At 69.9% G+C, this 12,666-nt stretch carries 10 protein-coding genes and 1 pseudogene; 5 read left to right on the top strand and 6 right to left on the bottom strand.

Annotated elements, in window-relative coordinates:
- Positions 1-115: 115 nt before the first annotated feature.
- Positions 116-1,585, top strand: a complete 1,470-nt coding sequence (locus RLT59_RS11705) for a catalase (RefSeq protein WP_311303345.1) — start codon at positions 116-118, stop codon at positions 1,583-1,585.
- Between the two features lie 65 nt (positions 1,586-1,650).
- Here RLT59_RS11705 and RLT59_RS11700 read toward each other — a convergent pair whose 3' ends face one another.
- Complete coding sequence (locus tag RLT59_RS11700; protein WP_311303344.1) at positions 1,651-2,052, bottom strand: CBS domain-containing protein; 402 nt, start codon at positions 2,050-2,052, stop codon at positions 1,651-1,653.
- Positions 2,053-2,248: 196 nt separating this feature from the next.
- On the bottom strand, positions 2,249-3,049 hold the full coding sequence (gene hisN, locus RLT59_RS11695; RefSeq protein ID WP_311303343.1) for a histidinol-phosphatase: 801 nt from the start codon (positions 3,047-3,049) through the stop codon (positions 2,249-2,251).
- A gap of 122 nt (positions 3,050-3,171) precedes the next feature.
- Here hisN and RLT59_RS11690 point away from each other — a divergent pair.
- Positions 3,172-3,850, top strand: a pseudogene (locus RLT59_RS11690) (TetR/AcrR family transcriptional regulator).
- Here RLT59_RS11690 and RLT59_RS11685 read toward each other — a convergent pair.
- The gene (locus RLT59_RS11685) at positions 3,843-5,531 is read right to left on the bottom strand and encodes an ABC transporter family substrate-binding protein (RefSeq protein ID WP_311303342.1); all 1,689 of its coding nucleotides are present in this window, start codon (positions 5,529-5,531) and stop codon (positions 3,843-3,845) included. The pseudogene RLT59_RS11690 and the gene RLT59_RS11685 overlap by 8 nt on opposite strands.
- 236 nt (positions 5,532-5,767) lie before the next feature.
- Between RLT59_RS11685 and RLT59_RS11680 the strand changes: the two genes are divergently transcribed.
- From RLT59_RS11680 to RLT59_RS11670, 3 genes are read left to right on the top strand one after another with little or no spacing between them, the layout of a single operon-like run.
- On the top strand, positions 5,768-6,751 hold the full coding sequence (locus RLT59_RS11680) for an ABC transporter permease (protein ID WP_311303341.1): 984 nt from the start codon (positions 5,768-5,770) through the stop codon (positions 6,749-6,751).
- A 26-nt stretch (positions 6,752-6,777) separates the two neighbouring features.
- A complete protein-coding gene (locus RLT59_RS11675) occupies positions 6,778-7,737 on the top strand; it encodes an ABC transporter permease (RefSeq protein ID WP_311303340.1) in 960 nt (319 codons plus the stop codon).
- Positions 7,734-9,803: an ABC transporter ATP-binding protein gene (locus tag RLT59_RS11670; RefSeq protein ID WP_311303339.1), complete on the top strand. Its 2,070-nt coding sequence runs from the start codon at positions 7,734-7,736 to the stop codon at positions 9,801-9,803. The genes RLT59_RS11675 and RLT59_RS11670 overlap by 4 nt, the downstream gene beginning before the upstream one ends.
- Positions 9,804-9,822: 19 nt before the next feature.
- Here RLT59_RS11670 and RLT59_RS11665 read toward each other — a convergent pair whose 3' ends face one another.
- The 3 genes from RLT59_RS11665 to aroA all read right to left on the bottom strand — a co-directional run bounded on the left by RLT59_RS11665 (position 9,823) and on the right by aroA (position 12,604).
- Positions 9,823-10,146, bottom strand: coding sequence for a DMT family transporter (locus RLT59_RS11665; protein ID WP_311303338.1), 324 nt, complete (start codon positions 10,144-10,146; stop codon positions 9,823-9,825).
- Positions 10,147-10,243: 97 nt separating this feature from the next.
- Complete coding sequence (gene rsgA / locus RLT59_RS11660; RefSeq protein WP_073737033.1) at positions 10,244-11,260, bottom strand: ribosome small subunit-dependent GTPase A; 1,017 nt, start codon at positions 11,258-11,260, stop codon at positions 10,244-10,246.
- Positions 11,261-11,263: 3 nt separating this feature from the next.
- On the bottom strand, positions 11,264-12,604 hold the full coding sequence (gene aroA, locus RLT59_RS11655) for a 3-phosphoshikimate 1-carboxyvinyltransferase (protein WP_311303337.1): 1,341 nt from the start codon (positions 12,602-12,604) through the stop codon (positions 11,264-11,266).
- Positions 12,605-12,666 lie beyond the last annotated feature (62 nt).

Genomic DNA, 12,666 nt, shown 5'->3' with positions numbered 1-12,666 from the left:
GGATTAAGTCCTATGTAGGATCGCGTTTGAAGCAGGCCAGGGACAGGCTGTGCACGGCATGACGGCATGACGGCATGACGACATGACGACATGACGACATGACGAATGTGTAGGAATGATGCAGGAGGCGCACGTGACGCAGGGACCGCTCACCACAGAGACCGGAGCACCGGTCGCCGACAACCAGAACAGCCAGACCGCCGGCATCGGCGGTCCCGTGCTGGTGCAGGACCAGTCGCTGATGGAGAAGCTCGCCCGCTTCAACCGCGAGCGCATCCCGGAGCGCATCGTGCACGCCCGGGGCGCCGGTGCGTACGGCACGTTCACGCTGACCCGTGACGTCTCGCGGTGGACGCGGGCGAAGTTCCTCTCCGAGGTCGGCAAGCGGACCGAGACCTTCCTGCGCTTCTCCACCGTCGCCGGCAACCTCGGCTCCGCCGACGCGGTGCGTGACCCCCGCGGCTTCGCGCTGAAGTTCTACACCGAGGACGGCAACTACGACCTCGTCGGCAACAACACCCCGGTGTTCTTCATCAAGGACGCCATCAAGTTCCCCGACTTCATCCACACCCAGAAGCGTGACCCGTACACCGGCTCGCAGGAGCCGGACAACGTCTGGGACTTCTGGGGTCTGTCACCCGAGTCCACCCACCAGGTGACCTGGCTCTTCGGTGACCGGGGCATCCCGGCCACGCTGCGCCACATGAACGGGTACGGCTCGCACACCTACCAGTGGAACAACGAGGCCGGCGAGGTCTTCTGGGTCAAGTACCACTTCAAGACCGACCAGGGCATCAGGAACCTGACCCAGGACGAGGCCAACAAGCTGGCCGGTGAGGACCCGGACAGCCACCAGCGCGATCTGCGTGAGTCCATCGAGCGCGGCGAGTTCCCGTCCTGGACGGTGCAGGTGCAGATCATGCCGGCGGCAGAGGCGACCACCTACCGCTTCAACCCGTTCGACCTCACCAAGGTGTGGCCGCACGAGGACTACCCGCCGTTCGAGATCGGCAAGCTGGAGCTGAACCGGAACCCGGACAACGTCTTCGCGGAGACCGAGCAGTCGATCTTCAGCCCCGCGCACTTCGTTCCCGGCATCGGCCCGTCCCCGGACAAGATGCTCCAGGGCCGCCTCTTCGCGTACGGCGACGCGCACCGCTACCGGGTCGGCATCAACGCCGACCACCTGCCGGTGAACCGCCCGCACGCCGCCGAGGCGCGGACGCACGGCCGTGACGGCTACCTGTACGACGGCCGCCACAAGGGCGCCAAGAACTACGAGCCGAACAGCTTCGGCGGTCCGGTCGAGACCGGCCGCCCGCTGTGGGAGCCGACCCAGGTCACCGGCGCCACAGGCACCCACGAGGCCGCCGTGCACGCGGAGGACGACGACTTCATCCAGGCGGGCAACCTCTACCGGCTCTACTCCGAGGACGAGAAGGCCCGGCTGATCGACAACCTCGCCGGGTTCATCTCGAAGGTCTCGCGCGACGACATAGCCGAGCGCGCGATCAACAACTTCCGTCAGGCCGACGGTGACTTCGGCAAGCGGCTGGAAGCGGCGGTCCAGGCCCTCCGCGGCTGACAGCCGCCTGCCCCGGCCGGCCGGTCCTCCACGTGGGGGCCGGCCGGCCGGTCCGTATGCCCGCCTCAGCCGACCAGCGCCGCAGGGTGACGGCCGGCCGGCGCCCAGCAGCGGATGATGTCGCGCACAGAGACGACGCCGACCGGGCCGTTGTCGTCCAGCACGATCAGATGCCGGAAGCCGCCGTGCGTCATGGCCTCGGCCGCCTCCTCCAGGGTCCGGGCCGGCGCGGCGAAGACCACATCGGTGGTGGTGTGGGTGGCGGCGGTCTCGATGTCGGGGTTCTGGCCGGCGCCGATCGCGTTGAGGATGTCGCGTTCGGTGATGATGCCGAGGCCGCAGGTGTCCGGGTCATGGACGACCGCTGCTCCGATCCGGCGCGCCGACATCAGCCGGGCTGCCTGGCGGAGGGTGTGGGTGGGGCCGATGGTGAGGACCACCGTGCTCATGGCGTCACGTACGAGCATGAAGGGAGCCACCTCCTTCGTGAGCGACTCTGTGAGTCGGTTCACAAGTTCACAAGCGGGGGGACTCTCAGAGTCGCACTGATCAGAGGTGGCAACAAGGGGTGGTGAAGATCATCGGAGGGGCGTGCGGTGGTGCGGCACGCCCCTCCGATGGCCGGTGCGCCTGCTCAGCGCCGTACCGCCGGGTCCGGAACGGTCAGTAGCGCTGGTTCAGATAGCCCAGCAGTTCGTGGTGGAGCGTTCCGTTCGAGGCCGCCGCGTTGCCACCGCCCGGTCCGGGGGCCCCGTCCAGGCTGGTGAAACGGCCGCCCGCCTCCTCCACGATGATCGCGTTCGCCGCCATGTCCCAGAGCGAGAGCTCCGGCTCGGCGCAGATGTCGACCGATCCCTCGGCGACCATCATGTACGGCCAGAAGTCCCCGTACCCACGAGTACGCCAGCAGGCCCGGGTCAGATCCATGAAGCCGTCGAGCCTGCCCTGCTCCTCCCAGCCGGTCAGCGAGGAGTACGCGAACGAGGAGTCCGCGATCCGCTCGACCTTCGACACCCGCAGCCGGGACGCCGAGGTCAGGCTGCGGCCGGTGAACGCGCCCGCGCCCTTCGCCGCCCACCAGCGCCGGTTCAGCGCCGGCGCGGACACCAGACCGACGACCGGCTGGAAGCCGTCCTCGCCCGCCTCCATCAGCGAGATCAGCGTCGCCCAGACCGGCACGCCGCGTACGTAGTTCTTGGTGCCGTCGATCGGGTCGATCACCCAGCGCCGGGGGCCGGTCCCCTCGACCCCGAACTCCTCGCCCAGGATCGCGTCGCGCGGGCGGGCCCGATGGAGGTGGCCGCGGATCAGCTCCTCCGTGGACTTGTCGGCCTCGGTCACCGGCGTCATGTCCGGCTTCGTCTCGACCTTGAGGTCCAGGGCCTTGAACCGGTCCATGGTCGTCGCGTCGGCGGCGTCGGCCAGCACGTGGGCGAGGCGCAGATCATCGTGGTAGTCGGGCATGACCGTCACAGTATCGACCGCGGGTGAGCAGAGCCAAAGGGCCCCGGGACGCCGCTTGAACTCTTGACAGCCCGGGGGAGCGCGTCAACTCTGAATCGCAGGCCCCTGCGTGGGAGGCAACGATGCCGACAGCGCGAGAAGCACTGCTGGACGCCGCCCGCGCGGCCCTGGCCACCCGGCCCTGGCGGGCCGTGCGGATGGTCGATGTGGCAGCCGCCGCCGGGGTCTCCCGGCAGACCCTCCACAACGAGTTCGGCGGCAAGGACGGGCTGGCCCGCGCCCTGGTCAGCCGGGCCGCCGACACCCAACCTGGCCGGTGTCGAACGGGCGCTGCGGACAGCGGGCGGTACCGGCGACAAGCTGGCCGCCACCGCCGCCTGGACGGTCCGGGCCACCCGGAAGGACGACCTGGTCAGGGGGCTGCTCACCGGCTGCTGGGGGGACCGATTACCGGGCCCGGCCCACCCGCCCCACCCGCCCCACCCGCCCCACCCGCCCCGGAGACTCGTGCCCGCGCGGCGCCGGGCCGATGCCGGACCGCCGACACCCGCCGAACTGCTCGACCGGATCAGGGACCGAGTGGTGGCCGCGCTGGATGACGGAGGGCGCCCGCCGCGTGACCCCGCGGCGCTGGTGGCGACCTGCGAACTCGTCCTGCGGCTCGCCCTGTCGTACGCCCTGGTGCCCCCGTCCCCCGGAACGCCGGGGGACGGGGTGCCGCTGGTGCGGGACGTGGTGGAGCGGGCCGCGGGTGCCGTTGCCGCAACCGATCGGGGTGCGACGGGAGCGGAGGCTACTTGAGCCAGCCGACCTTCGCGTAGTCCGTGTCGCCCAGTCCGGACGCGCCGAAGTTGGCCAGGCCCTTGCGGACCGCGTCGATCTGCGGGCGCTGGTAGAGCTCGATGGAGTGGCCGAGCTTCCAGATCTCGACGTCGGCCTCGTTGTACAGCTTGACCGCCTCGGCGTGATCGGTGGTTCCGGCGGCCTTCTTCAGCAGCGCGTCGATCTTCGGGGAGCCGACCGAACCGAAGTTCTGGAAGAGGTTCTTCCCCTTGGGGCTGATGAAGACGGGGGTCAGCATCGTCTGGTAGACGGCATCGACGTTACGGAAGCTGACGATGTCGAAGTTGCCGGTGTTGACGAACTTGTTGAAGTAGTCGTTCGCCGGGACCTGCTTGATGTTCACCTTGATCCCGACCGCGCCGAGCATCTGCTGCACCAGCTCGGCCTGGTCCGTCGCGGACGACGTGGACCCCGCGCTCAGGGTGTAGTCGACCGTGAGCTGCTTGCCGCCCTTGGTACGCGGCTTGCCCTCTCCCTGGTCCTTCCAGCCCGCCGCGTCCAGCAGCTTCTTCGCCTTCTCTGGGTCGTACTTGTCGAACTCGCTGGAGTTGTCCTGGTACCCCTCCTGGTTCGGCATGAAGAAGTGGTTGTTCAGCGGCTTCAGTTCGAAGGAGAGGTCCTTGCTGAAGCTCTCGTTGACGCCGTCGCGGTTGATCGCCGCAGAGACGGCGTGGCGCACCGCCACGTCCTTCAGCGGACCGCGGCCGCCGTTGAGGGTGATGTGCACCTCGTCCCAGCGCGCTCCTCGCCTGATGTCGGTGTCCGGGGCCTTGACCAGGCGCTTGTAGTCCTCGGGAAGCAGCGCGGGCGCCTCGTCGATCTCCTTGTTGAGATACGCCTCGGTCTCCGCCGCGGAGTCGATGACGCGGTAGACGACCGAATCCAGCTTCGGCTTGTCCCCCCACCACTTGGGGTCCGGGACGAGGGTGATGGTCTGCGCGGTCTTGTCGTACCTGCCGACCTTGAAGGAGCTGGCGGTCACCAGGGCCTTCTGCGACCAGCCCTTGTTGAACTTCTCCGGGGTGTCGATGTACGACGCCGGGTACAGCGGGTCGAAGAGGCGCTGCCAGTCGGCGTACGGCGAGGAGAACGTGATCTTCACGCCATGTGCGCCGGAGCCCTGCTCGACCTTGGAGATCTGCTCGTAGCCCGAGGTGTCGACGGCTTCGAAGGCTTCGTCGGAGCCGTTCAGCGCCTTCCACTGGGCCCGGAAGTCCTTCCAGCCCAGCGGCTTGCCGTCGGACCACTTGGCCTCCGGGTTGAGCTGGTACTCCACCACTTGGGGGCTGGTCGAGGTGACCTTCGCCGAGACGAGGAAGTTCGGGTTGGCGTGGATCGCGCCCTTGGCGTCGGAGTCGAACAGATCGGGGAGCACGGCCCTGATGATGTCCTGGGCGTCGCCCTGCTGGCCGTCGACCTGGTTGATGTTGTACTGCGTGATCCACTGATCGATGCCGAACCGCAGTGACCCGCCCTGCTTGAGGTCGCTCACCGGGTGGGCGTTGATGCTCTGCCCGTCGGCCTTGGGCGCCGCCTGCTTCTTGGGCGCCTTTCCGTCCCCGTCGGAGGAATCGCAGCCACTCACCGCCAGGGTGGCCGACACGGCTGCGGCGATGGCGATCAGGGTGGTTCTGCGCATCGGGCTTCATTCCTCCGGTTCGGTGCGGCCCGATCGGGGCCACAGCTCCGCAGACCGTAGATCCCTCCACGGGCCCGGCGGGAGGGCAGCCGGAGTGCTTTCATATTTTCTTTGCATGGCCGCAACAATCAACCGGCAAGCTGGTCCCGCACCCCGACCACCTGCACCGATGGAGCCTGCCGCGGTGGCGATCCCCCCGTCCGACTCCTGAACGCCCCAGCAAAGGACCAACACCAGTGGCCGCGTTCCTGGCCAAGCGACTCGCCTACTACGTGGTCCTGTTGCTGGCCGCCGTCTGTCTCTCGTATCTGCTGGCCTCACTGGCGCTCGATCCGCGCGCGTACTACGAGGGGCGGCAACCGCCCCTGTCGCCGGTCTCCGTCGACCACCACCTCACCGCGCTCGGCGTCAACGACCACCAGCCGCTGCTCTCCCGCTTCACCACCTGGGCCGGGCAGGTGGCGCACGGGGACCTCGGGCAGACCATCGACGGCACCTCCGTGGGGGAGGAGTTCGGGCGCCGGATCGGGGTCAGCCTGCGGCTGCTGCTGCTCGGCACCGTGCTCGGGACCGTGATCGGTGTGCTCGCGGGCGCCTGGACGGCCATCCGTCAGTACCGGTTCTCCGACCGGCTGACCACCGTCGTCTCGTTCGTCCTCCTGTCGACGCCCGTGTTCCTGCTGGCCGTCCTGCTGAAGATCGGGGCCATCTGGTTCAACCAGCGCACCGGCACCGACGTCATCAAGTTCACCGGAGAGAAGAGCCCCGGAGTGGACTCCGGATTCTGGACCGTGCTCAAGGACCGGTCGGTGCACCTGCTGCTGCCGACTGTCTCCATCGCACTCGGCACCATCGCGAGCTACAGCCGCTACCAGCGCTCCACCATGCTCGACGTCCTCGGCTCCGACTATCTGCGCACCGCCCAGGCCAAGGGACTCACCCGCAACGCCGCCCTGTTCAAGCACGGCCTGCGCACCGCCCTCATCCCCATGTCCACGTACTTCAGCTACGGATTCCTGGCCCTGTTCACCGGCGCCACCTTCACCGAGACGATCTTCGGCTGGCACGGGATGGGCGAATGGTTCGTCTCGTCCGTCGGCAAGAACGACGTCAACTCCGTCGTCGCCGTCAATGTGTTCGCCGCCGTGATGGTCCTGCTGTCCGGCTTCCTCGCGGATGTTCTGCATGCCGCCCTCGACCCGCGCATCCGGAACGCCTGAACACCCTCCCGAGGAGTACGACTGTCATGACCGCTGTCATAGAGACCGTTGCGGACGCCGCCGCCGGGGGAGCGGAGCCGCCGCACCCGGCCGGACGGGCGAGCGTGGTGCTGCGCCGTTTCGTACACAACAGCGGGGCGCTCGCCGGAGGGGCCGTCCTGCTGCTGCTCTTCGTGCTCGCCTTCGCCGGACCGCTGATCAGCCACTGGGACTACAGCCACATCGACTACACCGCGCTGCGCGAGGCACCGGACAGCCGGCACTGGTGGGGGACCAACCGGATCGGCCAGGACGTCTTCGCCCAGACGGTCCGCGGCCTCCAGAAATCCCTGCTGATCGGCCTGATGGTGGCGTTGTTCTCGACCGTGCTCGCCTCCCTGGCCGGTGCCTGCGCGGGTTACTTCGGCGGCTGGACGGACCGGCTGCTGATGTTCGGCATCGACCTGCTCCTGGTCTTCCCGGCCTTCCTGATCATCGCGATCATCTCGCCCAGGCTGCGAGGCGGCGGCTGGATCGCCTTCGTCGGGCTGCTCGCGGTCTTCGGCTGGATGATCACCGCACGGGTGGTGCGCTCGATGACGCTCTCCCTCAAGGAACGCGAATTCGTCCAGGCGGCCCGGTACATGGGCGTCGGCCCCTTCCGCGTCATCTGGCGGCACATCCTGCCGAACGTCGCCTCCTTCCTCATCATCGACGCGACCATCGCGGTGGGCGGAGCCGTGATGAGTGAGACGGCGCTCTCCTACTTCGGCTTCGGGGTGCAGTCGCCCGATGTGTCGCTCGGCACCCTGATCGCCTCCACGACCGGCGGCGCGGTGACGTACCCGTGGATGTTCTTCTTCCCCGCCGGGCTGCTCATCGTCTTCGTGCTCGCCGTGAATCTGGCCGGCGACGGGCTGCGCGACGCGCTCGACCCGACCGGCGGACACGGCCGCGGCGCCGCCCGCACCGCGAAGAAGAAGAGCAAAGAGGAGAAGGGCCGATGAGCACGACCGACGTACTGGACACGACCGGCGTACTTGAAGTGACGGACCTCGCCGTCGACTTCGGCGGGGTGGCGGCCGTGCGCGGTGTCGGCTTCACCCTGCGCCGGGGCGAAGTGCTGGGCCTGGTGGGGGAGTCGGGGTCGGGGAAGTCGGCCACCGCCCTCGCCGTGATGGGGCTGCTGCCGTCCGGCGCGGGCGTAAGGGGATCCGTCCGGCTCTCGGCCGGCGGCGACGGGAGCGGGACGACCGAGCTCGTCGGAGCCGATGACCGCGTGCTGTCGTCGGTACGCGGCAACCGCATCGGCATGGTCTTCCAGGACCCGCTCTCCGCCTTCACCCCCGTGTACCGGATCGGTGACCAGATCGCCGAGGCCATCCGCGCGCACCGCACCGTCTCCCGCGAACGCGCCCGCGCCGAAGCCGTGGACCTGCTGGACCTCGTCGGCATACCCGAACCCCGGACCCGGGCGCAGGCCTTCCCCCACGAGTTCTCCGGCGGCATGCGGCAGCGGGCCATGATCGCGATGGCCATCGCCAACGACCCGGACGTCATCGTCGCCGACGAGCCGACCACGGCCCTCGACGTCACCGTCCAGGCCCAGGTCCTGGACGTCCTGCGCACCGCCCAGCACGAGACCGGCGCCGCGCTGCTGCTGGTCAGCCACGACCTCGGGGTGATCGCCGGGGTGGCCGACCGGGTCGCGGTGATGTACGCCGGCCGCATCGTGGAGACCGCACCGGCGGCGGAGCTCTTCCGGCGCCCCCGGATGCCGTACACCCTCGGACTGATCGGCGCGGTGCCTCGGATCGACGGCCCGTCCGACGTGCTGGTCCCCATCCCCGGCTCCCCGCCCGCGGCAGGCCGGCTGCCGAGGGGCTGCGCCTTCGCGCCGCGCTGCCCGCTGGCCGAGGACCGCTGCACGGTCGCGGAACCGCCACTGGCAGGGGGCGAGGGAGACGCGCACCTCGCCGCCTGCGTGCGCGCCGACGAGATCGCCGGACGCGAGCTCTCCCCGGCCGAGGTCTTCCCCGTGCCGGCGATCCCGGCCCGCTCCCGGCCGCCCGGCGACCCGGTGCTGCGCGTCACCGGGCTCACCAAGACCTTCCCCGTCCTCAAGGGCACCGCGTTCAAGCGGCGCGTCGGCAGCATCCACGCCGTGGACGGCGTCGACCTCGACATCCGGGCCGGTGAGACGCTCGCCCTGGTCGGTGAGTCCGGTTCGGGGAAATCCACCACCCTGTTCGAACTGCTGAACCTCGTCCGCCCGGAGGGAGGCGAGATCGAGCTGTTCGGACGCTCGCTCGACGGACTCTCCAAGCGCGAGCGCAGAGCACTGCGCAGCCGGGTCCAGATCGTCTTCCAGGACCCCATGGCCAGCCTCGACCCCCGGATGACGGTCGGGGACATCGTCGCCGAACCCCTGCGCGCCCAGCGCGCCGACCGGGCCACCGTGGCACGGCGGATCCCCGGACTGCTCAGGCAGGTCGGCCTCGAACCGGAGCACGCGGGGCGGTTCCCGCACGAGTTCTCGGGCGGACAGCGCCAGCGGGTCGGGATCGCCCGCGCGCTCTCCGTCGAACCCGAACTCCTGGTGCTGGACGAGCCGGTGTCGGCGCTCGACGTGTCCGTGCAGGCCGGGGTGATCAACCTGCTCCAGCGGCTCAAGGCCGAGCTGGGGCTCGCCTATCTCTTCGTCTCGCACGATCTGTCCGTGGTGCGGCACATCGCGGACCGGGTGAGCGTGGTCTACCTCGGCCGTACGGTCGAGTCGGGCACCGCGCAGGAGGTCTTCGAGCAGCCGGCACACCCGTACACCCGGGCCCTGCTGTCGGCCGTGCCGCTGCCCGACCCGGAGCGGGAGCGCCGACGGGCCAGGATCCTGCTGCCGGGCGACCCGCCGAGTCCGACCCAGCTCCACGCGGGCTGCCGGTTCCGCTCGCGCTGTCCGGTCTACGCCGAGCTGGACGGGCAGGAGCGCGGGCGCTGCGAGAGCGAGGTGCCGGTCATGGACCGGACGGGCCACACGGCCGCCTGCCACTTCCCCCGGAAGGCCGTGCCGGCCTGAGCCACCGGGGTCAGTGCGGTCAGTGCGAGGACCCCGAGAGCTGGAGACCGATCACGCCGAGGATCACCAGCGAGATCGAGATCAGCTTGAGCGTGGAGACCACGTCGTCGAGGAAGATCATGCCGTAGATGGTGGTGCCCGCCGCGCCGATGCCGGTCCACACCGCGTAGGCGGGCCCCACGTCGAGCTTCTTCAGCGACATGGTCAGCAGACCGAAGCTGCCGAGCGCGAAGATGCAGAACGCGATGGTCGGCCAGAGCCGGGTGAAGCCGTGCGAGAGCTTCAGACAGACGGCGAAGCCCGTCTCCAGAAGTCCCGCGACCACGACCAGCAGCCACGCCATCGTCAGTGCCCCTCCCGCATCGGTGACCGCCTCTTACGCCGGGCGTGATTCGTGATTATGCACTTACCGGTGGCGAGTGATCGCAAACGTGCCCGGATCAGTCGCCTTCGCGTCGCTCCCGGGTGGAGAGCAGCCGGCGTAGCGAGTCCAGCCGGGCCGGATCGGCGTGCCCCGCCGCCACCCAGGCGTCCAGCGCGCATTCCGGTTGCTGGCTGTCGTGGGTGCAGCCGCGCGGGCACTCCTCGGTGCCGGGCTGGAGGTCGGGGAAGGCGTTGATGACCCGGGACGGGTCGATGTGGTGCAGTCCGAAGGAGCGGACGCCGGGGGTGTCGATCACCCAGCCCCGGTAGTCCGGCAGCGGGAGCGCCAGCGCGGAGGTGGTGGTGTGGCGGCCGCGCCCGGTGACCGCGTTGACGACCCCGGTGGTACGCCGTCTGTCCTTCGGCACCAGGGCGTTGACCAGCGTCGTCTTTCCGACACCGGAGTGCCCGACGAAGGCCGTCACCCGGTCGTTCAGCTGCTCCCGGACCCGCTCCGCCGCGTCGCCGTTCTCCAGCTCCTCGCGGTTGGTGACGATGAACGGCACGCCCAGCGGCGTGTACGCCTCCAGCAGCTTGTCCGGGGAGGCCAGATCGGACTTGGTCAGCACCAGGAGGGGCGAGAGCCCGCCGTCGTACGCGGCGACCAGACAGCGGTCGATCATGCGCGGGCGGGGTTCCGGATCGGCCAGCGCGGTGACGATCGCGAGCTGGTCGGCGTTGGCGACCACCACCCGTTCGAACGGATCGTCGTCGTCAGCCGTCCGGCGCAGTACCGAGCGGCGTTCACCGATCCGGACGATCCGGGCGAGGGTGTCCTTGTCACCGGACAGGTCACCGACGATGGAGACGGTGTCGCCCACCACGGCGGCCTTGCGGCCCAGCTCACGGGCCTTCATCGCGATGACCGTGCGGCCCTCGACGAGACAGGTGAGGCGGCCCCGGTCGACGGTGAGGACCATGCCGTCCTCGGCGTCCTCGTGCTTGGGGCGGGTATGCGTACGGGGCCGGTTGCCCTTGCGGTTGGGGCGGACCCGGATGTCGTCCTCGTCGGGGTTCTTGCCGTAGCGGCGCATGTCTCAGGCCCCGAGCATTCCGGTCCACATCTGCGGGAAGTCGGGCAGGGTCTTGGCGGTTGTCGCCACGTTCTCGATCTCCACTCCGGGGACGGCCAGGCCGATGACGGCCCCGGCGGTGGCCATCCGGTGGTCGTCGTACGTATGGAAGGTACCGCCGTGCAGCGGCCTCGGCCGGATGTGGAGGCCGTCGGCGGTCTCGGTGACCTCGCCGCCCAGCTCGTTGATCTCCTTGGTGAGCGCGGCCAGCCGGTCCGTCTCGTGCAGCCGCAGATGGGCCACGCCGCTCAGGGTGGAGGGGGAGTCGGCCAGGGCCGCGACCGCCGCGATGCCCGGGGTCAGCTCGCCGACCTCGCCGAGGTCGACGTCGATGCCGTGGATCCGGCCGGAGCCGGTGAAGGTGAGCCCCTGCTCGGCCAGCTCGCAGTTGCCGCCCATCGCGGTGAAGATCTCGCGCAGCGCGTCACCCGGCTGCGTGGTGCGCTGCGGCCAGTCCGGCACGGTGACCCGGCCGCCGGTGACCAGCGCGGCGGCCAGGAACGGCTGGGCGTTGGAGAGGTCCGGCTCGATGGTCAGGTCGCGGCCGAGCAGGGCGGAGGGGGAGACCCGCCAGACGTTCGGTTCGCCGCCCGTCTCAGGCTCGTCGACCTGGGCGCCGACGGCCCGCAGCATGTCGACGGTCATCCGGATGTGCGGCATGGACGGGAGCCGGGCGCCGGTGTGGCGCACCTCCACGCCCTGGTTGAAGCGCGGCGCCGACAGCAGCAGCGCCGAGACGAACTGGGAGGACGAGGACGCGTCGATCGCGACGGGCCCGCCGTCCAGCGCGCCGCCACCGTGCACCGTCATCGGCAGCGAACCGCGGCCGTCGTCGTCGATCCGGGCGCCCAGCACCCGCAGGGCGTCGATCACCCCGGTCAGCGGACGCTCGTAGGAGCGCGGGTCGCCGTCGAAGCGGACCTGGCCGTCCGCGAGGGCCGCCACCGGGGGCAGGAAGCGCATGACCGTGCCCGCGTTGCCGACGTCGACGGTGACCGGGCCGTGCAGTCCCGCCGGGATGACCCGCCAGGCCTCGCCGGAGCCGTCCGGGCCGCCCGCGACCGAGGAGCTGGAGGACACCGTCTCCTCGATGCCGACGCCCATCGCGCGCAGCGCGTCCGCCATCAGCAGGGTGTCGCGGGAGCGCAGCGGCCGGCGCAGCCAGCCGGGCTCGGAGGAGAGCGCGGCCAGCACCAGGGCGCGATTGGTGACCGACTTCGATCCGGGCACGGTGACGGTCGCGTCGACGGCTCCGCTCGCGTGAGGGGCGGGCCAGAGGGCGGGGTGCACGGAACTTTCGGTCATGGGCTCACTTTAATGGCTCCCCGCAAACCCGGATCTTGATCAAATAGGCGGAAACCGGGACG

Origin of the sequence: Streptomyces sp. ITFR-6, assembly GCF_031844725.1 — a bacterium.
Classification (GTDB): domain Bacteria; phylum Actinomycetota; class Actinomycetes; order Streptomycetales; family Streptomycetaceae; genus Streptomyces.
The sequence above is the reverse complement of the archived record's forward strand: the minus strand, read 5'-3'. Positions and strand labels throughout refer to the sequence as shown.

Coding starts and splice junctions, on each gene's coding strand:
- RLT59_RS11705 (WP_311303345.1), top strand. CDS start 116: ATGATGCAGGAGGCGCACGTGACGCAGGGACCGCTCACCACAGAGACC.
- RLT59_RS11700 (WP_311303344.1), bottom strand. CDS start 2,052: ATGCTCGTACGTGACGCCATGAGCACGGTGGTCCTCACCATCGGCCCC.
- hisN (WP_311303343.1), bottom strand. CDS start 3,049: ATGCCCGACTACCACGATGATCTGCGCCTCGCCCACGTGCTGGCCGAC.
- RLT59_RS11685 (WP_311303342.1), bottom strand. CDS start 5,531: ATGCGCAGAACCACCCTGATCGCCATCGCCGCAGCCGTGTCGGCCACC.
- RLT59_RS11675 (WP_311303340.1), top strand. CDS start 6,778: ATGACCGCTGTCATAGAGACCGTTGCGGACGCCGCCGCCGGGGGAGCG.
- RLT59_RS11670 (WP_311303339.1), top strand. CDS start 7,734: ATGAGCACGACCGACGTACTGGACACGACCGGCGTACTTGAAGTGACG.
- RLT59_RS11665 (WP_311303338.1), bottom strand. CDS start 10,146: ATGGCGTGGCTGCTGGTCGTGGTCGCGGGACTTCTGGAGACGGGCTTC.
- rsgA (WP_073737033.1), bottom strand. CDS start 11,260: ATGCGCCGCTACGGCAAGAACCCCGACGAGGACGACATCCGGGTCCGC.
- aroA (WP_311303337.1), bottom strand. CDS start 12,604: ATGACCGAAAGTTCCGTGCACCCCGCCCTCTGGCCCGCCCCTCACGCG.